Origin of the sequence: Lysobacter sp. (genome assembly GCA_013141175.1) — a bacterium.
GTDB lineage: Bacteria > Pseudomonadota > Gammaproteobacteria > Xanthomonadales > Xanthomonadaceae > Lysobacter_I.
Genome location: JABFRN010000001.1, coordinates 2,115,758 through 2,141,219 on the forward strand (window position 1 = coordinate 2,115,758; position 25,462 = coordinate 2,141,219).

A 25,462-nucleotide genomic window follows, 5' to 3' on the forward strand; every position below is an offset into this window, starting at 1 on the left:
GCGCAGCGGGCGGAGGGACCTGCTGTTGTCACATCACCCGCTACAAGCAGGTCCCTCCTCGGGCTTCGCCCTCGTTCGGGATGACAGATGCTTCTGCATCCGGGGTTTTGAACAGGCGCTTACTTGTTCTTCGCGGGCAGCGTCGCGTCGAATTTGTACACATCCACGCCGATCGCATAGGCGACGAAGCCGCTGTCGGTGGGCAGTACGCGGATCTTGTTCACCGCGCGGCCCATCTCCACCGGCGTCCAGTGTCTGCCGCCGTCCACGGTCTGGAAACCGCTGGTGCTGGTGCCGACCCAGCCGATGCGTTCGTCGCGGAAACCGATGCCGAATTCGCGCACCTTCGCATCGTCGACCAGCGGCAGTTCCTTCCAACTGCGACCGCCATCGGTGGTCTTCACGACATGGCGCTGGCTGCTGGCCGGGTCGGGGTCGTAGCTCTGCACCGTTGCATAACCGACTTTCGCGCTGGGGAAGCTGCCTTTCCAGGTGATTTCGAACGGGCGCTTCGATTCGTAGACGGTTTTCCAGGTGACGCCGCCGTCCTGGGTGCGGACGATGCGCGCATGCGATTTCTCCACGTCGCTGTCGCTGGCGCCGAACACCACGCCGTTCATCGCATCGAAGAATTTCACGTCGAGGATCATCGCCGTATGCGGCGTCATGTCGATGATCTTCCAGTGCTCGCCGCCATCGAGCGAACGCAGCAGCGTCGCCGGGCCGCCGACGCGACCGCCGGCATGGACGATGACGCGCTCATCGAGCTTGCCGGCATTCACGAAGCGGTTGTGCAGCACATCGATCGCGCACAGACCTTTGACCTGTTCACCGGTCAGGCCCTCGACCACGCGCCAGGTCTTGCCGCCATCGCGGGTGCGGTACAGCGGCCGGGTATCGGTGACGCCGGGAAAATAATCGATGCCGATATTGCCGGCGAAGCCGTTGTCCGCATCGACGAAGCCGACGGTACGGAAATACGTGCCCGGCTGTTCCAACTGCAGCGTCCAGGTGTTGCCGCCATCGGCGGTCGCATGGATTTTGCCGGCGCCGTTGACGTACCAGCCGTGGTCGGCATCGATGAAGTGGATGTCGTCCTGTTTGCCTTTGTAGGGTTCGGTCTGCAGTTTTTGCCACGTCGCGTCCGCAGGCAGTCGGGTCGGCGGTTTCGCGACGACCGCAGCCGAAAACGCGAGGCCGAGGACGAAGGCGACGACAGCGAAGCGGCCGGTGCCGCAGGGAATACGAAGGGTGCGCATGGGCGTCGTCGCGATCGATGGGAGCGTGCAGGGATGCTCCGCTCGACGTGCATGCGGGGACACTGCCAGAGGTCATGCCGGCACATCGGGGTTGCCGGCAGCGCATCGCACAGACAGCAACGGCGACCTCGCGGTCGCCGTTGCGTTGCGTCGCCGATGCGTTCGCCGACGTTTACCTCATCACGAACACCACCGCCGTGCGCGGAGGAACACTGAAGCGACCGCTGACGCTGTCGTAGGTCGCCTGCGCGGCGCGACGATCGGCGGCGTCGTGGGCGAGATGCACCGGATGCAGGCGATAGCGCTTGCCGGCCTCCTCGGCGATCGTCAGCGATTGCGGCACCTTGTCGACGTTGACGAAGTACAGCACTTCGCGGAAGCCGGCGCCGTGATAGCCATTGCCGTCGAGATGCGCCGTCAACACCGTCGCGACCTGGCCGCTGCCGGTGTTGCGGAACGCCAGACGCTGTTTGATCTCGGCGGCGGTGCGCAGGCGGAACAGGCGCGAACTGGCGCGGATCTTCATCAGGTCGCGGAACGCGTCGCGGGTCCAGCGGATCTCGGTGTCGGTCGGCTTGATCTCCGCGTTCGCCAGCAGCGGACCCATCACCGACCAGTTGCCGCCGTTGTCGCCCTGCGGCGGCAGACCGGCGGCGAAGCCGTTGTCGCTGTAGCTCCAATCGATGCGGTTGAACCAGTCGCCGCTGTCGTAGCTGTTGCGGTCCAGCGACTTGCTGCGCAGCGTGTCCACGCCGGCATGGAAGTACGACACGCCCTGGCTGAAACTGTTGATCGCGGCGCCGAGGATCTGCACTCGCGCGCGGTCCTCGCGGCTGGTGGCGGTGGGCAGCTTGAACGCGTTGTTGTCGAACAGCGTCCAGTTGTCGTGGTTCTCGACGTAGTTCACCACTTCCTGCGGATCGACGACGTAGCCGGCCGGCTGGCCGCCGTAGTCGATCTGGTCGAGGCGCAGCGAAGCATCCCAGTGCGTGGTCATCACGTAATCGCGGATCGAACCCGCCAGGCCGACCTTGATCACGTCGCCCGACCACATCAGGTCGTTGCGGCTCTTGTTGCCGCCGCTGCCGTTGTCGTCGTAATGCATGCCGTTGATGTAGCCCTGGTTGCTGCGCAGCGCATTGCCGCTGTCGAAACCCGAGCCGCCACGGACATGGTCGCGGGCGCGGTCGCTGAAGGTGCCGATGCCGCTGCCGTTGAGCGACAGCTGCGAGGCCTGCACGAAGCGCGCGCCGTTGGCGACCTCGCCGAAGTTCCAGCCTTCGCCGATCAACTGCACCGGATGGCCTGCGGCGACGGAGACTTCATCGCGCAGCCGTTCCATCACCGCGCGCGGCTGATGGCCCATCAGGTCGAAGCGGAACGAATCGATGCGGTACTGCGTGGCCCAGGTCTTGACCGAATCGATCATCAACTTGGCCATCATCCGGTTTTCGGTCGCGGTGTTCTCGCAGCAGGTCGAGCGCTCGATGTCGCCCGCGACGTTGAGGCGCTGGTAGTAGCCGGGCACGATGCGGTCGAGGACCGATTTGTCGTTCTGCCCCGACGCGCTGGTGTGGTTGTAGACCACGTCCATGCCCACGCGCAGGCCCGACGAATTCAGCGCCATCACCATTGCGCGGAATTCGCGGATGCGCGCGGCGCCGTCGTCGGCGTTGCTGGCGAAGCTGCCTTCCGGCGCGGTGAAGTGCCACGGATCGTAGCCCCAGTTGAAGCAGTCGTCGGCGCGCGCGGCGCCGGCTGCGGCCTGCTGCGCTTCGGAGTCCGGCGCGGCATTCGGGATCGTCGGCGTGATGCAGCCTTGCTCCGGCGTGCTGGCGAAATCGAACACCGGCAGCAGGTGCACATCGGTCACGCCCGCGCGCGCGAGCCCGCGCAGGTGGCGCATGCCGTTGGAGTTCGCTTCGGTGAACGCGAGATACTTGCCGCGATTGCGCGCGCTGACCGTGTTGTCGTTGGCGGAGAAATCGCGCACGTGCAGTTCGTAGATCGACATGTCCTCCTGCGCGCGGACCGCATCCGGCGACGAGGCGTGGCGCCAGCCCGGCGGCATCAGCCATGGCGAATCCAGATCGGCGATGTAGCTGCGCTGCGAGTTCGCGTTGAGGCTGATCGAGTACGGATCGGTGACCAGATTGCGGACCACGCCGACGCCGCGCACGAACACTTCCACCGCGTATCTGTAGTAGAGGCCGCGCGGCCTGTCGTCGTCATCGTCGTCGTCGTCATCGCCATGACGGCCGTGGTTGCGCGGATCGAAGCGCCAGACACCGGTGGCGGCGTCGAAGCTCATCGCGTCTTCGCTGTGCGCCACGCCCTGCGCGCCGTAGGTGCAGAGCGTGACCTTGCGTGCGGTCGGCGCCCAGAGCTTGAACGCCGCACGGTTGCGGTCGAACGATACGCCGAGATCGTCCACCGCTTCGGCAGCGGCATAGCGGTCGTCCAGCGCGCCGGCCAGCTGCGGCGTGGTCGCGCCCAGCACCTTGCCGTCGGCGTCTTCCTGCACCAGCACGAGCTGCTGCTTCAGCACATCGCCCAGTCGCGCTTCGTCCGCGGCGTTCACCGCCAGCACCACGCCGGCGTCGAGATATTTGAAGCGTTCCGCCGCATCCGCCGGCACGCTGCCGCCGATCTGCAGCGTCAGTGCACCATCGGCGCCGGTTACCGGCTGTCCGCGCGGCGCGAGGATCTGTCCGTTCGCGGAGTGATACAGCTTGAACGTGCCGAAATCGTCGGCCAGCGGCCACTTCAGCAGATTACGGGTGAGCCATGCCGCGCGCGCATCGGTGGTGGAAACACGGCGGGTGTTCGGCGGCGCGGTGAACACCGTCGGCGTGCCCTGTACCAGCCAGACCTGGCCGACGCGGTTGCTGATCGACAGCGCCGCGTAACTCACGCGGATGTTGTCGTTCCAGCCGTCCTTGTTGTTGACGCCGCCGTTCGGATTCGACGGCAGGCCGTGGATGATGAATTCGACCGCGCTGCGGTTGGCGTCGCCCTGCGGATTGAGCACCGGCAGATCGAACACGATCTCGCTGCTGCCGGTCGCGTAGCCCGGCATCGACGCCAGCGGCACCGGATTGCCCCACTGCTCGAGCGCCAGTCCTGCGAGGCGCGACGGATCGATCCCGCTGCTCGGCCACAGGTGCAGGCCCCACTGGTCGTAGGCGCTGTCGAAGCGCTTGTAGTGCACGCGCACGGTGTCGATGTCCGGCGTGCTGCCCAGCGGATTGCTGCGATACACGCTGGCATCGCCGGAGCGCAGCCAGAACTCGCCGCCGTCGGTGAATTTCAGCGTGCGGTCGACGCCGGGATCGCCGCCCTGTCCCGGTGGATGCACGATGAAACCGAAACCCGCAGCCGCCGGGTGGGCGAACTGGGTGGCCTGCAGATCGAAATACGCGCCATAGCTGTCGATGCCCGCGCGCACCAGCGGCGCATTCCACGACACGCCCGGATAATCGGCGATGTACTGGCCGGCGTCGTTGACCTGCCACAGATGCAGACCCCAGTCGCCGTAGTTGCCGTCCGGCCGGTTGTAGTGGATGCGCACGTCGATCGGCGCGCCGTCGCGCGGCGGATTCGGCACCGGCGTGAGGATCGTACTCGCGGTGCTCGCGTCGCAGATGCCGCTGGTCGCACCGCTGTTGTTTGCGGTGCCGGCGAAATCGTCGAGCGCGGTGGTTTTGGCCGCGCCGGTCAGCGTGCCGCCATCGCTCAGCGGCAGATCGCAGGCCGCGAGCAACAGGGTCAGGAAGAAAACGAGCATCGCCGAAAGCGCATTGCTTCGGCGGATCGGTATCGTGCGCATCTTGGCCTCCAGGGCACATCGCATCGGGAATGCGGCGCGGGCGCGGGATGTTGTGCATTGCAGCAAAAAACGCTGCGGAACATGCGGCAGATCGTGCGCAGCGTCGGGTCGACAGGCGTTGCACTGTCGGCGATCCGCGCGGGGAGCACAAGGCAAGAGGCGGCGCCTGCAAACGTATTCTCGAAATACAGGCCGTGGCTCATGCCGGGGATGGCGTGGTCACTCCGCAGCGTGCTCCGGAGGCGATGTCCTGTTTCATCCGCCACTGGCGACTGATGATCCGGCGGCAAACAGCCGTCGATGAAAAGGAGAATCACCCGATGCGTAGATTCATCGCAAGCGTGCAGGCGGTCGTGCTGGCCTGCGGATTACTGTCCATGATCCATACCCCCGATGCGAACGCGCAGGTTGCGCGCACGGTCGGCATCTTCTACGTGATATCGCACTGTCCCGCCAAAGCGGGCACCTACAATCTCAGCAATATCCTCGAAAGCGATAATCCGAGTGCCCTGGGTCCCCTGAACTCTACGCATTGGTGGGGGATGCCGAGGGCCGGTTACTACTGCCTGTCGCAGAACGACGCGCTGCTGAGGGAACACGCCACCCTGCTGAAGGCGGCGGGCATCGACTATATCTATGTCGATATCACCAACTGGCCCGATACGCAGAGCATCGACGCCGACAGGATGATCGTGCAGCCGTTCGAGCGTCTGCTGGCGGTATGGGGCGGGATGGGCGCGGGCAATACGCCGAAGATCATTCCGTGGGTGACGGTGTCGCCGAATGCGCCGCCGGCCGGCGCGAAGGACACGATCGAGTACGCGCGATTGAAGATGACCGGCAGCGCGCTGGCGTTCCTCTCCAACAACAAGCCCGTGGTGTTCGTCGCGCCGCGCGATGGCAGCTATGCGGTTGCCAAGATCGCCAGTTACGCCGCCACGCTGACGACCGTGAAGATGTGGGCGCAGGACCCCAACGGCGGCGCTATCGACGCATGGGGATTCATCTCGGGCTGCAGCAACTGGCCCGCATTCAAGGCCAGCCGTGGACAGTCCGCCTGCAACCAGCGCGGCAGTGCGGACGGTCAGCAGATTTCGGTGGCGCCCGCGTTCGCGTTGAACTGGATCAGCTACGAGCCGACGGCGGTGTCGAAGTTCAACGGCATGACGTTCCTGAGACAGATGGAAACCGCGCGGTTGTCCAACCGGCCCTACGTGATGATCACCGGATGGAACGAATGGGTCGTGCAGCGGGTCTCGTGGCCCGGCTACGGCGACCGGCTCTTCACCGATCAATACAACCAGGAATACAACCGCGATCTCGAGCCGGCCGCGCGTTCCGGCACGCTCTACTACGATCTGTTGAAGCGTTCGGTCGCCGCACTGCGCAACAACACCAGCGTGACCGCACTGGCCGGCAGTTTCGGCCAGACCAGGGGCGTGATCGATGGTGTGGTCAGCAACCGGGTCAACGGCTGGGCGTGTTCGTACGGCGCGCGGATTCCGGTCGATGTGCATCTCTACGTACGCAGTTCGACCGGCGTCAGCACGGGCATCGGCGCCTATACCTCGGATTTCGCCAGCACGACCGATGCCGACCGCATCGCAGTCGCGAACGCCTGTGGTTCGGACGGCGTGGCCTATCGTTTCTCGATCCGTTTGCCGCTGTCGGTGCGTCAAGCGCATCAGGGCAAGAAGATCCACGTCTACGGTATCCATCCGACCGGCGCATTGCCGAACAATCCGGTCGGCAATTCAGGCGTGTTTCCGGTGCCCGCGCCATAACCGGGCGCAATGACGAAGGCAGCGCGGTGCGGTGGCGGACGATCCGCTGCCGCATCGCGACGGTTCCTGCTCACGGGTGTCCGGTGGATATGTCGTTGGATGCGTTGGGCGTTTTGAGGTTGCGGAGCGCGTGCAGGCCGACGAACGTTCCCAACGGCGGCGACAGGATGCTGAGCCATGCGAAGACCATCAGCGCGCTGCGCTGTCTGGCATATCGGAACACCGCAGCGGCGATCGCGAACTGTATGGCGCCCGAGGCGAGGAGCAGCAGCAGGAACGCCATCAACAGCCATTTGCCGAATGCGCCGATCAGGGTGCCGCCGAACGACAGATACGCGGCTTCGACGAAGGTCTGGTCGCCCCACTGGGTCTTCCAATCGTCGGCGAGCCACTGCATCACGAACACGGTGCCGATCACATGGAGGATCGTGGCGACGACGTGATACGTCGCATTGCGGCGCTGCCATGGCGCGATGGCCTTGTGCCCGGGAACCGCGAGCGGCAGCGGCGGGAGTGGGGGTGGCGGCAGATTGGGCGGAGAGGGACGATGCATGCGGGAGGACGTCCGGGATGCGGCCATGATACGTGGGCGATCATGACATGGACGATCATGACGCGGCCGATCGCGTCGCAGCCCCGGCATTCAAAGCAGCGGGACGTCTTTCTCTTCGTACGGGAATTTGAACGCCTTGCGCATGTCCCGCAGATGTTCGGGCATGGGTGGACGCGCGATGCCCTTGTCGCGGAGCCAGTGCTGGCAACGACGCTGCCATTCCGTGGTGGCGGGGCTGCCCGGATGCCAGTAGATGTCGGCGATGACCGGCGTGTAGCTGTGCTTCGAATCGGCGCCACGGGTGATCTTCGTGGGATCCGCACCGTGCTGCAGCAGCCAGTAGGTCTGCTCGAAACCACCGCGACCGCTGTACCAGTCGATCGGCCGTCCCGACCACGACGCGCCGTGGATGTCCGCGCCGCGTTCGATCAGAAGCTTCACGTTCTGCCACTGGTTCTGTTTGATGAAGGCGATATACGTCAGCGGTTCATCGTTGCCGTTGCGGGTGTTCGGGTCGCCGCCATGATCGAGCAACAGTCGCAGGTAGATCGGATCCTCTTCCTGCGCCGCGTAGACCATCGCGTTTTCGTAGCTGAAGTAGCGGCCACCGCTGCCGTCCTTGTACTGCTTGTCGACGTATTCCGGGCGGCGCGCATCGGGGTCGGCGCCGTTGTCCAGCATCGCTTTCAGCCCTTCGGGATTGCGCGTGTATACCGGCCATGCGATCAGCGGCAGGCCTTCGTCCCTGGCGAAGATCGTGTCGGGGTCGACCTTCTCGTCGCGCATCAGTCGGCGGATGGTGTCGGTCTGTCCGTGCTCGGCCGCGATCGCCAGTTCCAGGCCTTTGCCTTCGAACCTCCGTTCCGCGCCGTGCTCGGAGCGACGGCTGTCGTCCGAAGCCGATAGCGGCGCTGCGCACCCGCTCAGGGTCGCGATGATCAGCAGGGCGATCGCCCAACGGGAGAACGACAGGCGCATGGCGGGCCGGGTGGGGGAAGAGCCGACGCAATAAATAGCAGAAACCCGGGCCTGCGGTATGAATCGGGCCGGATGCTATCAACGGATACGCTAGGATGGGAGCAAACGCCCGTGCCCAGGAGCTGCACCGTGACCGAGCCCACTCAGGATGCCGTACGCGCCGAGCGCGAAATTCAGGACCGTTTGCTCTCCGGGCTGCGTGGCGCCGGCAAGGGTGGCGAGGCGGACAAGCTTGCGCAGGGGTATCACGCGCAGCGCATGGCCGGCCTGGCGGAGGACGTGTACGAATCCGCGCGCGGCGAAGGCAAGCCCCCGGCGGGCTGGACCCGCGCCAGCGAACACCCCGAGCAACTGCGCGCACTGGCGCCGCAGCTGACCGACAAGCAGATCGCCGACATGCTGCATCCGGACAAGTCCGGCTATCGCGCCGAAGTCTATCTCCCCGACAAATCCGTGCTCGGGCCCGATGCCAAACCGGTGCTGGTCTTCAAGGGTTCCACCGGCGCGATCGTGGACCCGGCCGCACCGGGCGGTCGCCGCGAAAGCGCCTCGGAAGATTTCCTCGCCAACAACATCCCGCAGGGATTGGGGCTGAAGACCGATTACTACGATCGCGCCATGGATGCCGCACGGCTGCTGCAGCGCCAACCGGATTTCAAATTCGAGATCGCCGGTCACTCGCTGGCCGGCGGCATGGCCTCTGCGGCGTCGGCGGTGACCGGTGTCGAAGCCACCACGTTCAACGCCGCCGGGCTGCATCCGAACACCGCGCAGCGCTATGCCCAGGAGAACGGGCTGACCGTCTACAACCCGCGCGACACGGTGAAGGCGTACCAGGTCGGCGGCGAAATGCTCACCGACGGACAGGCCGGCATCCAGCAGATGAACGCCGCGCGTCGCGTCCAGGCCGGCATGCTGGCGAACGATGTCGCCACGCTGATGGAAACCCCCGGTGCCAAACAGATGGTGCAGGGCAAGATCGACGACCTGCTGCCGCCGCACGCGCGCCGCGCCGCGAACGACACCATCGACTATCTCGCCACGCATTCGGGCAATCAGGCGCTGCGCAACCTGCCGACCGCAGCGGGCGAGATCCAGCCGCTGCTCGCGCCGAAGACCCGCGATGAACAGGGGCATCTGGTCCATCGTCCGAACGAACTCGCACTGAGCGAACTGGCGGCCTACGCCGGCCCGTTGACCAATGTGCTCAGCGCCACCGCGATGAGCGCGCGCGCCGGCCGCGCGGTCGGCGAAGTGGTGCAGGCGCAGGGCCAGGTCGCCGAAAAAGGCCTGCACCTGGTGGGACAGGGCCTGAACACCACGGCGCGCATCCAGGGAGAAACCGGTGCATTGATGACGAACACCGTCGGTGTCCTCGGCAGCACCACCGTGCGCGGCGGTGGCGAAGTCACCGCGCAGGTGCGCCTGCAGGCCGGCAATGTCGAGGCCGGCATCGATCATCTGCAAGGCAAGACCCAGCAGACGGCGACATCGTGGACCGCCAGCGCGATGCGTTTCGGCGCGAAGATCCTTCCCGACGGCGCCGAGAAATGGGTCGGTCAACAGGCGCAGGGCATCGAGAGCTACGGCAACGAAGCGATGCGCCGCAACCAGCAGGAAGCGCAGCAGGCGCGCACCGCCGCGCAGGGCGACGCGACCGCGATCCGCCACGGCACCCAGGGCGTCGCGACCAACATCGACCACAGCGCAGCCGCGTTGGCCAATGCACAGCGTCAGCTCGGTCAGCAGACCGGCGCGGTGCTGCAGCAGGGCGCGGATGCGGCCGGACACGGGATCCGTTCGGTCGCCGACAAGGCGCCTGCCGCCGGCATGGTCGTCGGCGGTGCCGTCGGTGGCCTGACCTCCACCGTCGCCACGCACTTGCCGGTGAATCCGCACAACACGGCCAACCTGTACGAGACCATCACGGTGCTGCAGCGCGGCCAGGCGGTCGCGGGCGAAGCTGTGTTCCGTCATGGCATGGCGGCTTCGGTCATTCCCAGTCTGGATGCGGTGGTGGAGAAGCAGGAACGCGCAGCGAAGCAATCGCTCGCGCCCGCGCATCCGAATCATCCGATCGCGCCGGATGGCATGGCCCCCTCGACGCCGACGCCCATCCCGCAGCGCACCGGCATGCTGCTCGATCATCCCGCGCATCCCAGCAACGCCATGTTCAATGACGCCCGGCAAGGCGTGCACGCCATCGATCAGCGTTTCAACCGCACCCCGGACGACAGCAGCGACCGACTCGCCGGCACGCTCACCGCCGAAGCGCACAACGCAGGGTTGTCGCAGATCCGTCGCGTCGATATGAGTCCGGACAACACCCGCGTCTTCGCGATGGATACCGCCGATCCGAATGCGGCGCATCAGCGTGTCGCGTTCACGGAGGTCACGCGCGGCATGCAGCAATCGCTGGTGGCCAGCACCCAGCAGGTCGACCGCGTCAACGATCGCGCCGCAGAACAGGCGGCGCAGCAGCCGGCGTTGCAACAGCCCGAGCAGGAAAGTCCGGCGCGCGCCGCGAAAGTCTCCTGATCACCCGCGCCGCAGCGCGCGGAGGCGATTCATTCGCTGCCGAAATCGATGAACGCCACCGGCACCGCATCGGTGAGCCACACACCGTTTTCGGAACGGAAGAACCCGTGCCCCGCCGCCGCCATTTCGCTGGCGCGCACGATAGAACAGGCTCCGGCACGCTTGGCGCCGACCTTGAGCCCTGTCCTGACATTCGTCATCCCCGCGAACGCGGGGATCCAGCGTCTTTGCTTGACCGCAAAGGCGTGAAGCCACTGGATCCCCGCGTTCGCGGGGATGACGGGGCTTGAGCAAGTGCCGTTCGTGCCGGAGAACGTTCTCCGGCGCGACTTTTCTTCCAGATCGGAATCCTCAGAACTGCATCGACCAACTGTCGATATAGCCGGTGTCGCCGCCGATGCTGTCGTTGGCGCGCAGCTTCCACACGCCGTTGGCCACTTCGCTGCTGGCGTTGATGGTCACCGTCTTGATGATGTTGGTGCCGCTGGTGCGGTTGTGGATGTTGTAGAGCGAGCCGTCCGGGGCGACCAGATCCACGCGCACATCGCTGGGGAAGGTGTGGATGATCCGTACCGCCACTTTCAGCGTCGCAGGCGCATTGCCGGTCACGCCGGTCACCGTGATCGGGCTGTCGATGGTGCTGTTGTCGTTGATCGCGTAATCGGTGAGGTTCTGGAAGAACGCGCCGCCGGTGCCTGCGCTGACGGTCACCGGTTTGGTGACGGTGTGGGTCAGGCCGCCGTTGTCGGTGACGGTCAGCGAAACCGAATACGTGCCGCCAGCGGCATAGGTCTTGCCGGGATTGGCGAGCGTGGAGGTGCTGCCATCGCCGAAATTCCAGCTGCGCGAGGCGATGGCACCGCCGGCATCGGTGGAGCTGTCGGCGAAGGTGGCGGTGAGTCCGCTGGTGGTGAAGCTGAAGTTGGCGACCGGCGGCGTATTGGTGGTGGAGACGGTGACGGACTTGGTGGTGGTGGTGCTGAGCCCGCCGTTGTCGGTGACCTTGAGCGACACGGAATACGTGCCCGCCGCTGCATAGGTGCGCGAAGGATTGGTGAGCGTCGAGGTGCTGCCATCGCCGAAGGTCCACAGCCGCGAGGCGATGGTGCCGTCGCTGTCGGTGGAGCTGTCGGTGAAGGTGGCCGTCAGGCCACTGGCCGCGAAGCTGAAGTTCGCGACCGGTGCGGTATTGCCGCCACCGCCACCGACCGCGATCACCGCCTTGTTCGCATCGGCCACGCCCGCGCCGCATCCGCCGGTGCAGGTGCCGACGAGCGCGCGCGTATTGGCCTTCAGCGTCGATTCGATCTGCGCCGGCGTGAGCGTGGGATTGCGCGAGCGCATCAACGCTGCCAGGCCTGCGATGTGCGGTGCGGCCATCGACGTGCCCTGCAGGCGCGCGTGGTAGCCGCTGGTGCTGGGGTAGGGCGTGGTGGTGCCGAAATTCAGCGTCGACAGCACGCCGTTGGCGGCGGTCGGGCTGGTTTCGCCGCCGGGCGCGGCCAGATCGATCAGCGCGCCGAAGTTGGAGTACGCCGCGCGATTGCCTTCGCGATCGAGCGCGGCCACGTTGATCACGTTGTTGCAACTGCCCGGACGATGGCCGCTGGCATCGGCATTGGAATTGCCCGCCGCGACCACGACCACCGTGCCGCGCGCGACCGCCGCATCGATCGCGGTCTGATACGCCGCATCGCAGGGACCGGTGCCGCCGAGCGACATGTTGATCACCTTCGCGGGCGTGGCGTTCGCGGGCACGCCCGCGATCGTGCCGCCGGACGCCCAGACGATACCGTCGACGATATCGGACACCAGGCCACCGCAGCGGCCCATCACGCGCACCGGCTGGATGCGCGCGTTGAATGCGACCCCGGCCACGCCCAGTGCGTTGTTGGTCACCGCGCCGACGGTGCCGGCGACATGGGTGCCATGCCACGAGGAATTGCGCGCCGTCCACGTCGCGCTGCATTCACCGGCGACGGTCCAGTCGCCTTCGTCCTGCGGGTTCGCATCGCGGCCGTTGCCGTCGCGCGCGCGCGCCGGATCGGTGATGAAGTCGTAGCCGGCGATGACGTTGCCGTTGAGATCCGGATGCGAGGTGACGCCGGTGTCGATCACCGCGACCACCACGCCGGTGCCGGTGGACAGATCCCACGCCGCCGGCAGATTCATGCCCGAAGCGCCGCCCTGGTAATGCCACTGATCGATGTAGCGTGGGTCGTTGGGCACCAGCGTCGGATACATCACCGCATCGGGCTGCACGTATTCGACGTCGGGATCGGCGGCGATGCGGCGCATGAAATCCAGGGCTTCGATGGACGACAGCGCGACGCCATCGATGCGCACCAGATCGGCGCCGATGCCGAGCCGGCGCGCGTGACGCACGCTGCGCCCGGTCTGCGTACCGATGCGCGCGGCGCTGCCGGCGGCATTCGTCTGGCGGGCGAGCGTGGTGCCGGTGCGGTATTTGACGATGAACTGGTCGTGGCGCTGCTGTTGGCCGAGCGCGGCGGTGTAGACATTGCCGGCGAAGGCAGCGGGAGCGAACGCGGCCGACAGCAGCAGACAGGCGGTGGCCCATGCGCGCGGCGCGGAGGAAGAGCGAAGACGCATCGTGATTTCTCCATCGATGAAGGGAATGTGGGCGTTGATGTGCGTCATCCCCGCGAACGCGGGGATCCAGCGTCTTTGCTTGACCGCAAAGGCGTGAAGCCACTGGATCCCCGCGTTCGCGGGGATGACGGGGCTTGAGCAAGTGCCGTTCGTGCCGGAGAACGTTCTCCGGCGCGACTTTTCTTCCAGATCGGAATCCTCAGAACTGCATCGACCAACTGTCGATATAGCCGGTGTCGCCGCCGATGCTGTCGTTGGCGCGCAGCTTCCACACGCCGTTGGCCACTTCGCTGCTGGCGTTGATGGTCACCGTCTTGATGATGTTGGTGCCGCTGGTGCGGTTGTGGATGTTGTAGAGCGAGCCGTCCGGGGCGACCAGATCCACGCGCACATCGCTGGGGAAGGTGTGGATGATCCGTACCGCCACTTTCAGCGTCGCAGGCGCATTGCCGGTCACGCCGGTCACCGTGATCGGGCTGTCGATGGTGCTGTTGTCGTTGATCGCGTAATCGGTGAGGTTCTGGAAGAACGCGCCGCCGGTGCCTGCGCTGACGGTCACCGGTTTGGTGACGGTGTGGGTCAGGCCGCCGTTGTCGGTGACGGTCAGCGAAACCGAATACGTGCCGCCAGCGGCATAGGTCTTGCCGGGATTGGCGAGCGTGGAGGTGCTGCCATCGCCGAAATTCCAGCTGCGCGAGGCGATGGCACCGCCGGCATCGGTGGAGCTGTCGGCGAAGGTGGCGGTGAGTCCGCTGGTGGTGAAGCTGAAGTTGGCGACCGGCGGCGTATTGGTGGTGGAGACGGTGACGGACTTGGTGGTGGTGGTGCTGAGCCCGCCGTTGTCGGTGACCTTGAGCGACACGGAATACGTGCCCGCCGCTGCATAGGTGCGCGAAGGATTGGTGAGCGTCGAGGTGCTGCCATCGCCGAAGGTCCACAGCCGCGAGGCGATGGTGCCGTCGCTGTCGGTGGAGCTGTCGGTGAAGGTGGCCGTCAGGCCACTGGCCGCGAAGCTGAAGTTCGCGACCGGCGGCGAATTCGAAGGCGTACCGCCGTTGTCGCCGTTCGGCACCACGCCACCGAAGAAGCTCGACACCTGCGGCCAGATGTAGGCGAACTGCACGCCGCCGTTCAAGCAGCTGCCGTAGGTCACGTGGTGCAGCGCCAGCACCTTGTTGCTGGTGCGCGAGATCACCGGCGAACCGGAAGAACCGCCTTCGGTATCGCACTGGTAAGCCGTGTCGCTCAACGTGCCCCACAGATTGTCGTGCAGCGGCACGTCGATGATGCAGCGCGCGCCGCCGACATGGTTGCTGACCACCGCCAATTCCTTGAGCCTTGCGCCGGGATGCTGCGGGATGGCGATCTGCTCGTTCTGCAGCGGCGTGCGCACGTCCAGGCCCAGATAGCCGAACTGCGAAATCGACGCGAAGTTGTTGACCGTGAACAGCGCGAAGTCGAGCGAGCCGTGGTTCTTCAGCAGGCTGGCGCCGGTCACTTTGACGGTCGGGCCGGAGGTGGTGCCGCCGCAGGTCGCGGACTGGTAGTTGAACCACACTTCCGCGGACGCCGCTTCATCGGCGGTGCGGATGCAGTGCTGGTTGGTGAACATGTGGTTGCCGGGGCCGACGCGCCACGCGGTGCAGTTGCTGCCGCGGGCCAGCACCAGCCGCGCCACCGGACGCGAACGGTCGTAGGCGGTCGGATCGGTGGCGGAATAACAGACCGCCGAGCGCTTGTCGTTGACGCAGGTCGCGCGCGTGCCGACATCGCCGGTCAGCGCCTCCGGCTGCACGGCGTCCAGCATGTCCTCCGGATAGCCTTCCAGCATCCGGGTCACGCGCACCGCGTGCGCGCGCGTCCACGGTTCCTGCGCAACGCCGACCAGGCGCACGACCGCGGTCGGCCCGCTGATCGACATCGCCGAAAAACTGGTCGTGCCGTTCTGGCCCATCGCCTTGTCGACGGTGAAGCCGTCGCGCTCGCGGTTGCCGTAGCGGTAGACCTCGCGGCGCAGCGGATCCGAGACTTCGATCGACATGCCCTTCGGCAGCTTGAAGTAATCGAAATGGATCTTGACGAAGGCCGCGTCGAGCGTGTCGATCGTGAACTGCCGCGATGGCGATTTCGACAGATCGATGCCGTGGTTCGCGGGCCTTTGTTCGGCGACGCGTCCTTCCTGCGTGCTTGCGGCGACGGTGTTGCCGGTGTTGGCCGCGTTGGCGGAGAACGCGTTGGCGGAGAGCGCGTTGGTGGAGAAACAGTGCAGCAGGCCGCAGAGCACGGCGGAGGCCACCGTGGCGTGGCCTCGATTCTTGCGAAACGACATATCGACTCCTTGAATTCGCTTTCAAGATGGATTGGCGACCGGTGCGTGGGCACGGCCGCGAGGATTTGATTTCGATCCCGCACAGCACCGTCCGCGCATCGCGCGACGGCTCCTGCGCCCCGCATCGCCCGCAGCCCTCCCCTCAGAGGCGCGGACGAATCGTCGACCCTCGGGTCGCAGGCCGCCGATGGAAACAACAGGCATCGGCTGGACGACACGTTGCGCGCGGTTTCCATGGCGCGTCAACAGCGCAGACGGATCCAGGTGGGGATGTCCGTTCCAGAAAGACACGCGTGCAGTCTTTGCCGTTGAATATCTGCGTACACGGGTCGAGGCAGATTCAACATTGCAATGCTCGCGTGCGGATCTGGCTGCGATCGCAGGTGTCGGGACGATGTCGTCGCGGCCGTCCGATGCTGCGATGCACAAGCCACGATCGTGCACGCGCTAAGGCGTGTGCCGCGCGCCTTGCCAACGCAGCGCCCGCCACGCTTCGCGCTGCGTGGCATCGAGAAACGTCCAGGCGACGAAGCGGCTCTGCTTCTGGCCCTGCGCCATGCGGATTTCGCGCACGTCCTGCGCATCGGCCTGTTGCAGCTGCTTGCGCACATCGGCGAGATGTTCGGACTTCGCGATCAGGGTGCTGAACCAGTACACGCGGCTCGCGATCCGCGCGCTTTCGCGGATCATCCGGCGCACGAACGCCGCTTCGCCGCCCGGGCACCACAGTTCGGTGGATTGTCCGCCGAAATTGAGCGGCGCATCCGCGCGCGGCGATGTCGGCGTTCTGCCGAGATTGCGCCATTTGCGTTCGCTGCCGCGCGCGGCGTCATCGGCCGAAGCGTGGAAAGGGGGATTGCACAGCATGAGGTCGAAGACGTCGTCATCGCGCAGCGGACCGGCAAAGATGCGCGATGGATCGGGCTGATGGCGCAGTTCGATCGCTTTGCGCAAACCATTCGCGTCCACGATCGCTTCGGCCGCGCGCAGTGCGGTGGAATCGATGTCCGTGCCGACGAAACGCCAGCCGTATTCGCGATGACCCAGCAACGGATAGATCAGGTTCGCGCCGGTGCCGATATCGAGCGCGCGGATCGATGCTCCGTGTGGAATGGCGCCGGCATTCGATGTCGCCAGCAGATCGGCGAGCCCGTGCAGATAGTCCGCGCGGCCGGGAATCGGCGGACACAGATAACCATCGGGCAGATCCCAGTGCGCGATCCCGTACTGCGTCTTCAGCAGCGCGCGGTTCAGGGCGCGCACGGCGGCGGGATCGCTGAAATCGATGCTTGCCTCACCGCCCGGCAAGGCCTTCACGAACGCCGACAGCGCGGGCGAGGCGGCGGCCAATGCCGCGAAATCGTAGCGGCCCCGATGCCGGTTGCGCGGATGCAGGCCCGTCGGTGCGGTGCGGGTGGACGATGCGGAAGGTCTGGACGGGCGCGACATCCGTCGATTGTCGCGTGAATCCGCCGTGCGGCGGTACTCAGGGCATGTCCCCGGGCACCACCGCGTCGTACAGCGCTTCGTCGTTTTCCACGCCGTAGTCCGCGCGCGCCATGTCGAGTTCGGACCTGCCGGGTCCGTCGTCGAACATCCCTGCTGCGAATGCGTCGATATCGCCGAAATAGCCGGCGGTCTTGAGGAAGTGGAACAGGCGCTCGTCGCGCGACCATGCATCCGAAGCTTGCACGACATTGATCCGCAGGGTCTGTCCCGGATACACCAGCCACAGGTCGTCGGGTGTTTCGCAGTACGCCCGGGTCGCGCGTCGCTGCTGCCGGGCGTTCATCGCCACGCGGCCTTCGGCGTCGGTCGTACCGCGCGCCAACACCTCGCCCGGGCCGTAGACCGCCAAACCTTCCGGCGCATCGCCACGGAAGATCATCCACGGCGCGGACGACAGCGGGAAGCCCGATGGGCCCGGCATGTCGGCCAATACGAAATCGAACGACTGCGGGCAGATGCGACCGTCGGCCGTGTGCCGCACAGGCGTATCCCCGTGCGTGGCGCAGGCGGTCAGCGAGAGCGCGAGCAGGAGCAGGCCGACGGTGCGGGATGCGCGGAGATTGGTCATGCGCGGAGAATAAATCGATAGTCGTTGGCCGCGTGAACGTGGCATCGCACGATGCGGGCGTATCCGACGGCATCGGGCGACCGGTATGCGGCGCATGGCCGCGTTCGCCCGGCCTTCGGGATCGGATCGCAGGCACGGGCGGATCGTGCGCCGATCCGCAGAATCCTCCGCCGGTTCCCGGCGGCCGGGCCGCGATCTGCCTGCCGACCGGCTTTGGCCTTATCCTGACGCCTTCCAGTGGAACGGAGTGAAGACATGCGTTTATCCCTTGTGTGCGCGGGTATCGCCATCGCCATGCTCGCTGCGGCCTGCGACAAGAAGGAAAAAGTGGCTGCGCCGTTGCTGCCCGTGCCGGAATGCAAAGCCGCCCAGGACTACGACCCTGTCGCCTTCGAGCGCATGGTGCGGGCGATGGACCGCTCGGGTGATCTTGTCGTCGTCGTGAACCGTTTCCAGAAGCACCGCAAGGTGGTCGAAGAACAATTGGGCCAGCGCGATCCCGCGCTGCTGCCGCGCTTGAAGCCGGTGCTGGACGCGCAGTTCTCCGAGGCGCGCCTGCGCGATCGGGCGGCCTGCGTATTCGTGGAGCTGTCGGGCGAGACCGAGGGCGTGAAGCTGCTGGATGCGTGGTCGCGCTCGCCGGGAATGCAGGCGATCAATCGCGCGATCTGGACGCGCACGCCGGGACCCTCCAAGGAGCCCGATATCCAGATGACCCCGCAGCGTCAGGCGATCCTGCATGAGCTGGCCGTTGCGATGGCGCTGCAGCAGGTCGAAACGAACAACAACAAGGTGAATGGAGAAGGTATCCCTGCGCTGGTCGCCATCTTCTCCCCGGCCCCGCCGCCGCCGCCCGTGCCCACGCCTGATGCCGTGCCGGCGACGGACATGGCACCGGGCGCGGCACCGGCCGCAACACCAGCGCCGGGTACGTCACCGCTGCCGACGGCCACGCCAGTGGCGGGCGCGGCTCCGGCACCGACCACCGCACCGGGCACGCCGTCGCCGCCGACTGCAATGCCGGTCACGAGCGCGGCTCCGGCACCGACCGCCGTACCGGGCACGCCGCAGAACGCAACGCCAGTCGCGAGTACGACCCCGGCCCCACCGGCGACCACCGCACCGGGCATGTCGCCGACTGCAACGCCAGTGGCGGGTACGGCCCCGCCGCCGCCCGCGACGGCCGTCGCTTCGAATGCAGCGCCCGCTCCCGCTCCCGCTCCGCAGGCGCTCACGGTGAACACGGCGGATCTGAGCGTGATCCTCAATCGCTGGCTGACGCCAGCGCTGGTGAAGGTCCCCGATGAGCAACTCGCCAAGTTCGTGGCGTTCGCCAATACCAGTTTCGGCGCCAATTACTACGTCGCGCTGAGCCGGGCCCACGACTTCCAGGCGGGCGAGTGGTATGCGCAGACCGCCAAGAAGTTCACGGACAACATCCCGCCGGTCGCCGCTGCAGCGGGCGCTCCCGGAAGCGATGTGCTGGTCGCGGATGCGCGGCACGCGCTGCGCAATGACGGCAGCCCTGCCGCTGCGGCCTACGCGGCGGGCAAGCTGCTGGAGGCGGACCGGATCGATCCGCGCAATCCCGAAATCCAGACCCTGCTCGGCGAAGCCGCGATGAAGACCGCGCCCGGCATGCCGCTCGCGCCGGACCAGCTGCGGGTGGTGATCGAAACGCCGAACTACGAGCAGGCCGAGAAATATTTCCTGCGCGCGATCGAGCTCTCGCCCGAGTACGCGGATGCGCACATGCTGCTGGGGCGCCTGAGATTTCTGCAGGGCAGGGACGAGGAAGCCGCGCAGTCGTTCGCGCGCGCGATCGACATCGAGCACGAGCATCCCAACATGGATCTCTTCCTCGGCGATCTGGCCTACGTCAAGAAGGACTACAACGTGGCCTATCGCCACTACAAGGCGGCGATCGCCAAGCCCGAGCGTCTCGCCTACGTCCACGTCAACGCCCTGTCGCATCTGCTGATGACGCTGCGCAAAGGCACGCAGATGGCGGAGTACCCGCGCATCGCCGAAGGTTATCTGGCGAAGTATCCGCAGGCCTGGAATTTCCGTCTCGACTACGCGGATTTCCTGATCTCCGCCGATACGCGCGCGGACAAGATCTTCGCCGTCGCCGATCCGATTCCCGACACCTGGTTGCCGGCGCGCAAGGTGCCGATCATCTCGTCGGCGCTGGTGCGCAAGGCGGGCGAGCGCGTCGACAGGGCCGGCGAACCCCGGGAGGAAAGCATGGCGCTCATCCAGCGCGCCATGGGCATGAATCCCGATCCGGTCACCCTGGCGGAATCGATCTGCCGGGCCGGCGCGAAAAGCAAGCTGGTGCGGCGCACCTACGATGTGAACAAGGACCAGAAGCGTCTCGCGACCGCGTTGACCGTCTGCGGCCTGCGCTGGCAGCGTCACGACATCGTGCGTGAGATGTCGCTGCGCGCGGACACCAAACAGCTGAATCTGCCGCTCGTCGAACTGGGCGGCGATACGCCGCTGTGCTACGCGGCGGCGACCAAGAATCTTGCGGGATTCGGCGCGCTGGTCGAAGCGCAGGTCAGCCCGGTGCGGAAATGCCGCGACGGCAACACCGTCGCCGAGCGCCTGCTGCAGATGTCGTTCGCCCGCGACCCCAACGTGGCGCAGATGCAGATCATGATGAAACGGTTCTACAAGAAATCTTGACGCTTCGCGCGCCGGGTCGGTTCCGCCGACCCGGCGCAGCATCGGGATCCATGCGTCCGGAAGCCGGGCACAAGCCGTACCGTTCGGGCTTACGGACCCGCCAGCGTCTTCAACATCCGCACCCAATGATCGATATCGTCGCCGAGCGCTTTCGCCGGCAGGCGTTCGTCGCGCCCGTGCGCGCGCATGTCGTCGGGCACGATGCCCCATGAACCGTCGACGCCGTAGATCGGAATGCCGTGCTCGCGGAACGGACGCGCGTCGCTGGCGCCTGCGCTCATCTCCGGAATCACCGGCGCGTTCGGGAACATCGCGTGCACGCTGTCGGTATAGGCCTTCAGGATGTCCGCGCGCAGCGGCGAATCCAGCGACGCCAGCGACGCGTCGAGGCGCGTGACCTCGACATCCCCGCCCGCGATCAACTGCAGTTCGTCGAGGATGGCGTCGGGCGAGATGCCCGGCATGATGCGGCAGTTCACCGTCGCCCGCGCGAGCTGCGGCAGCGCGTTCGGCGCGTGCCCACCGTTGAGCATGGTCGCCACGCAGCGCGTGCGCGTGAGCCCGACTTCGCCGAGATCCGCTTCGATCGCATCCGCCGCCGCGCCATCGGCGGGATTCGCCAGCCATGCGCGCATCGCATCGCCGAGCGCACCCGGTTCGCTCTTCTGCCGTTCGCCGAAATACGCGCGCGTCGTCGCATTCAGCGACGGCTCGAAGCGATAACGACCGAGCCGCGCCAATGCATCGGACAATTGGTAGATCGCATTCTCGGGGCGCGGCCTGGAGCTGTGACCGCCGGGATTGCGCGCGGTGAACGCATAGTCGGCGTAGGTCTTTTCCGCAGTCTGGAAAGTGAAGCCGATCGGTTTGCCGTCGTGCGCGAAACCACCGCCGCCGCCGTCGGAGTTGAGCCCGTATTCCACGTCCAGCAGATGTTTCCACTCGGTCGCACCGAGCATCGCGCCCCGGCCGACGGTCTCCTCGTCGCCGGAGAAGAACACGATGATGTCGCGCTTCGGCTTGAACCCCTGCGCCTTCAGCTGCATCAGCGCGATCGTCACCGCCACCACGCCCTGCTTGATGTCGCTGGTGCCGCGCCCGTACAGATAGCCGTCCTTTTCGATCATCGTGAACGGGTCCATCGACCAGTCTTCGGCTTTCGCTTCCACCACGTCCATGTGCGACATCAGCATGATGGGCCTGGCCTTCGCCTTGCCCGCCGCCGGCCAGCGCACGATCAGCGCCGCGGTGTGGTCCTGCGGCGATGCGTCGTAGGGCAGCACATGGATGTCGCTGTCGGCCCAACCCGCCGCCTTGTATCGATCGGCCAGCGACTGCGCCAGCGCCGGCACCTTGCCGCGCCCGGCGACCGTGGGAATCGCGATCGCCTGCTCAAGCATGTCGCGTGCTTTCGCATGCCACGGATTGTCCGCAGCGGCTGCAGTCGTCGACGCGGCGGACAGGGCCAGGGCGAGCAGGGCGATGCGCATGGACAGGTCCTCGAAGGGGCTGGCAGGTGGGGCGATCTTACACGCCGGCCGGATCCAAACCTTGTGAAGCATGAAGGCACTGGTTGCGCAAAGTACCGAACCCAACCGTTCAGGGGAAAAGGCAATCGATGGCTGCGGCGCCGTTCGGCAAGCGGGCCCGATCCGATTTGTTGTGGGCTATGCTCTTCCCCTGGAAACATTGAGAGGACATCGGCATGCGCGGACTTGTCTGCCTTGCGGCCTTCGTCGCGGCGATAACCACCGCTTCGCAGCTTCATACCCAGGAGCGCCCGCTGCCGCCGCAGCCGGCTGGTGCGGTGGTGGTGCCGGGCTGCAGGATGAAGGATTATTTTCCCCAGCAGACGCGGCAATCGTTGGCGTTGGCGGAATCTTCCGGAGATATCCGCCGCATGGCCGAGGCGATGCGCGCCCAGCGCGCTGCCATCGATGCGGTGATCCAGGGCGACACCAGGCTCGAATCGAGGCTCGAGCCGGTGCTCGACCATTATTTTTCCGACGAAGTATTGCGCGACCGCGCGCGCTGCGGGTTCGTTGGCGGCCTGCGCCACGACCTCATCCCGATCTGGGTTGCATGGGCAGGCGATCCGGCGATGCAGCGCATCCACGTATCGGTGATGACGCCGCCGAAGAAGCCGATGGCCCATGCCACGGATCCGGAACGCCTGAAGTTGCTGGTGCGTCTTGCGCGAGCGATGGCCTTGAGCGAAATGCTCGGTTCCCAGCAACGCGAGCGCGAATACCTGATTGCAGTGGTGGAGGATGCGCGCGACCCCATGAGCTCCGCGAAAATCGCATTCGAGAATTCACGCTATTGGCACGGCCCCGGGGACGAGGCGGTTGCGGAGCAATGGTTGGCGCCCGCGTTGAAAGGCGTCGGTGCAGACGATCTGGGGCGTTTTCTTGCGTTCGCCGAAGGCGAGGCGGGGCAAGCGTACTACCGTAATTTCGCATCGCCGCACTATCACCAATTGCAAGAGTGGCATGGCGCTTTCGCCAAGGCGGTGAGCGATGCCCTGCCGCAAGCGGTGGCGAGCGGAACGCCCGCGGAGGCGGATGCCATGGTGGCCGAAGCCAGGCAGCTTTATGGCAACGGCGATGCCCAGGGCAACGGCCGCGCCCGTCTCCTGCTGCAGCGTGCCGCGACGATCAAACCGAAGGACGCGGGGATCAAACTGTTGCTTGGCCAGATAGCAATGACGATGCGTGAGGGTCGGCAGCCCGAAGTCGGCGAACTGCGTGTACCGACGGATCCGAAATTTTTCGTCGAGGCCGAAACGTATCTGAAGGAGGCGATAGCGCTGGACCCGGCGCTGCCCCTGGCTTATCTGGTCTACGGACGCGCCCGTTTCCTGCAGGACGACAACGTCGGTGCAGCGCGCAATTTCCAGCTCGCACGCCAGTACCCGTGCGATTGCCCGCGCCTCGATCTGTACGAGGGCGACCTGATGGCGGCGAAGGAGGACTGGCAGGGTGCGTCGGCCGCGTATCGGATTGCGTTCGCGCACCCTGCCAGTAGCGACTTCACCCGGCGCGACGCCTTCACGAAATTGGGCAGCATCGCCGTGCAGGCGAAACGTCCCGATGAAATCCGTGCGATTGGCGACGCCTACATGCAGCAACACCCCGATGACGCGGGCATCGGCGAAATCTATGCCACCCATTTGATGAACGTACTGCGCGACTATGCGACCGCGTTGAAGATCATCGATGGTGTGGGCGATGGCTACGGATACGGCTGGAAGCAGCTGCGCGCTTACGCATTGTCGGGCCTGGCCCAGCAAGGGGCGGGCAAGCAGGGAAAGCTTGCGGGCAAGCAGGCGCAGATGATGCAAGAGGCGATTGCGCTCGTCGGCGGCCCCGATCTGGCGAGGATCCACTGCCTGGGCCAGAGCGATGCAGCCACGATACGTTCGATCGCGATCTATAGCGACGATCCGAAAGAGACGGCCACCCATGTGCTGGGCTGCGCCATCTTCACTCGCAACACCGATGCTGCTGTAGCCATGATCGTGCTGGGCGCCGATGTGAACGTGATGACGAAGTACGCAATCGAAGACATGCCGCTATGCCATGCGGTTTACACCAAGGATTCCGTGGTCTTCAAGGCTCTGCTCGATGCGAAAGCCGATCCGGAGCGCAAATGCCGTGACGGCCGCGATGTGCGTGGCATGCTCGAAAGCAGGCGACATGAGGCCGGGGAATTCGAGGACATGTTGCGCATGTTGGGCACGGGCGGCGCGGCGCCGGCAGGTACTTGAGACGCGGCGTGCATGAGGGAAGGCTCATGCACCGCGTTGATCGATGCCGCGACGCGTGACGGTTTGGGTGGCGCATGCCTTGCGTGCCGTGCCGAGTCAAAGCGCTCGTTGCGGTCCATCGATTCGTTCTTGGCGGGGCGGGGCTCGCCCCGCGTCGGAGGCCCCACGTAGACGATACGGGTGATGCGGCCCTACTCGGATTCGTCGTTGGATCCGTTGCCCACGACACCGCGCGGCTGGCGCGCTGCCCACATGTTGTCGACCAGATTCGGATAACGCCGTCCGGCCGCCCCGGCGCGCGCTTTCGCCGCCGCTGTCTGCGCGGGCGTCAGCCCTGCCGGGCGCTTTGCGGACGGCGGGCGGGGGCGTTTCCAGAGCGGTGTTTTCGCGGGCATGCGGCATTGTGCAGGAGGGGCGCCGGTTTTGCGCACAGCGCCGTTTGCGATGGGCAAGCCGGCCGTATTCTTACGCGATGCGGTCGGAACCAAACCGCACCTGAAGCCGGGTGCCGCATAATGGTGATGACCGTCAACGATTGCGTCGAGTGCGGGCGCGAACCGGTTCGATCATGGGCGGAGCGAGTAGCATCGGCCGTCATCACGCTGACTGGAGAGCATCATGAAACATTTGCTGCTGGCGATTTCGCTCGCATTGCTGGGCACGGCACCGGCGCTGGCCGACGACGACCATGGGCGTCGGCAGGGACATGGCCACGACGATGATCGCGGCCATTCGCGCAAGAAACACGGAAGCCGGCACCACGAATACGAAATGCATCGCGGCGGGCATATTCCGGTCGTCTATCTGGAACGCGACTATTACGTCGAAGACTATCGCGCCTACGATCTCGCCCCGCCGCCGCGCGGTCATCGCTGGGTCCGCACCGACGACGGCAAATACATCCTGATCGCGGTCGCCACCGGCATCATCGCGGATATCATTCTTCACCACTGATGCCCGCACGCCGTACACGACGAGCCCCGCTTCTGCGGGGCTCGTCCTTTTGGAAGCGCATCAATCCGTTCCGAGGAAGTCCGCGCCA

At 65.9% G+C, this 25,462-nt stretch carries 15 protein-coding genes and 1 pseudogene; 5 read left to right on the forward strand and 11 right to left on the reverse strand.

Annotation, left to right across the window (positions count from 1 at the left end; genetic code table 11):
• Window positions 1-119: 119 nt before the first annotated feature.
• Window positions 120-1,259, reverse strand: a complete 1,140-nt coding sequence (locus HOP03_09305; protein NOT88370.1) for a hypothetical protein — start codon at window positions 1,257-1,259, stop codon at window positions 120-122.
• Window positions 1,260-1,431: 172 nt separating this feature from the next.
• Entirely contained in the window at window positions 1,432-5,046 is a 3,615-nt protein-coding gene (locus tag HOP03_09310) for a DUF3372 domain-containing protein (protein NOT88371.1), read from the reverse strand.
• Between the two features lie 362 nt (window positions 5,047-5,408).
• Between HOP03_09310 and HOP03_09315 the strand changes: the two genes are divergently transcribed.
• On the forward strand, window positions 5,409-6,872 hold the full coding sequence (locus tag HOP03_09315; protein ID NOT88372.1) for a hypothetical protein: 1,464 nt from the start codon (window positions 5,409-5,411) through the stop codon (window positions 6,870-6,872).
• 70 nt (window positions 6,873-6,942) lie between these two features.
• Here HOP03_09315 and HOP03_09320 read toward each other — a convergent pair whose 3' ends face one another.
• Window positions 6,943-7,425, reverse strand: coding sequence for a hypothetical protein (locus HOP03_09320; protein NOT88373.1), 483 nt, complete (start codon window positions 7,423-7,425; stop codon window positions 6,943-6,945).
• 90 nt (window positions 7,426-7,515) lie between these two features.
• Entirely contained in the window at window positions 7,516-8,397 is an 882-nt protein-coding gene (locus tag HOP03_09325; GenBank protein NOT88374.1) for an ankyrin repeat domain-containing protein, read from the reverse strand.
• A 135-nt stretch (window positions 8,398-8,532) separates the two neighbouring features.
• Here HOP03_09325 and HOP03_09330 point away from each other — a divergent pair, with 135 nt between their 5' ends.
• A complete protein-coding gene (locus tag HOP03_09330; protein NOT88375.1) occupies window positions 8,533-10,941 on the forward strand; it encodes a phospholipase in 2,409 nt (802 codons plus the stop codon).
• A 29-nt stretch (window positions 10,942-10,970) separates the two neighbouring features.
• Here the strand turns inward: HOP03_09330 and HOP03_09335 are convergent.
• The 5 genes and pseudogenes from HOP03_09335 to HOP03_09355 all read right to left on the reverse strand — a co-directional run bounded on the left by HOP03_09335 (window position 10,971) and on the right by HOP03_09355 (window position 17,960).
• A pseudogene (locus HOP03_09335) lies at window positions 10,971-11,084 on the reverse strand (RNA--NAD 2'-phosphotransferase).
• A gap of 208 nt (window positions 11,085-11,292) precedes the next feature.
• On the reverse strand, window positions 11,293-13,602 hold the full coding sequence (locus HOP03_09340; GenBank protein NOT88376.1) for a S8 family serine peptidase: 2,310 nt from the start codon (window positions 13,600-13,602) through the stop codon (window positions 11,293-11,295).
• 151 nt (window positions 13,603-13,753) lie between these two features.
• Window positions 13,754-15,883, reverse strand: a complete 2,130-nt coding sequence (locus HOP03_09345) for a PKD domain-containing protein (protein ID NOT88377.1) — start codon at window positions 15,881-15,883, stop codon at window positions 13,754-13,756.
• Window positions 15,884-16,330: 447 nt separating this feature from the next.
• A complete protein-coding gene (gene rlmF / locus HOP03_09350; protein ID NOT88378.1) occupies window positions 16,331-17,332 on the reverse strand; it encodes a 23S rRNA (adenine(1618)-N(6))-methyltransferase RlmF in 1,002 nt (333 codons plus the stop codon).
• Window positions 17,333-17,369: 37 nt separating this feature from the next.
• Window positions 17,370-17,960, reverse strand: coding sequence for a hypothetical protein (locus HOP03_09355; GenBank protein ID NOT88379.1), 591 nt, complete (start codon window positions 17,958-17,960; stop codon window positions 17,370-17,372).
• A gap of 255 nt (window positions 17,961-18,215) precedes the next feature.
• Between HOP03_09355 and HOP03_09360 the strand changes: the two genes are divergently transcribed.
• Entirely contained in the window at window positions 18,216-20,651 is a 2,436-nt protein-coding gene (locus tag HOP03_09360; GenBank protein NOT88380.1) for a tetratricopeptide repeat protein, read from the forward strand.
• A gap of 89 nt (window positions 20,652-20,740) precedes the next feature.
• Here HOP03_09360 and HOP03_09365 read toward each other — a convergent pair whose 3' ends face one another.
• The gene (locus HOP03_09365) at window positions 20,741-22,141 is read right to left on the reverse strand and encodes a M20/M25/M40 family metallo-hydrolase (GenBank protein NOT88381.1); all 1,401 of its coding nucleotides are present in this window, start codon (window positions 22,139-22,141) and stop codon (window positions 20,741-20,743) included.
• Window positions 22,142-22,776: 635 nt separating this feature from the next.
• Between HOP03_09365 and HOP03_09370 the strand changes: the two genes are divergently transcribed.
• Window positions 22,777-24,420: a hypothetical protein gene (locus tag HOP03_09370; GenBank protein ID NOT88382.1), complete on the forward strand. Its 1,644-nt coding sequence runs from the start codon at window positions 22,777-22,779 to the stop codon at window positions 24,418-24,420.
• 191 nt (window positions 24,421-24,611) lie between these two features.
• On the opposite strand, the gene HOP03_09375 is transcribed toward HOP03_09370, so the two are convergent.
• Window positions 24,612-24,815 carry a hypothetical protein gene (locus HOP03_09375; protein ID NOT88383.1) on the reverse strand — a complete coding sequence of 68 codons (204 nt, stop codon included), beginning with the start codon at window positions 24,813-24,815 and terminating at the stop codon, window positions 24,612-24,614.
• 223 nt (window positions 24,816-25,038) lie between these two features.
• Between HOP03_09375 and HOP03_09380 the strand changes: the two genes are divergently transcribed.
• Window positions 25,039-25,374, forward strand: coding sequence for a hypothetical protein (locus tag HOP03_09380; protein NOT88384.1), 336 nt, complete (start codon window positions 25,039-25,041; stop codon window positions 25,372-25,374).
• Window positions 25,375-25,462 lie beyond the last annotated feature (88 nt).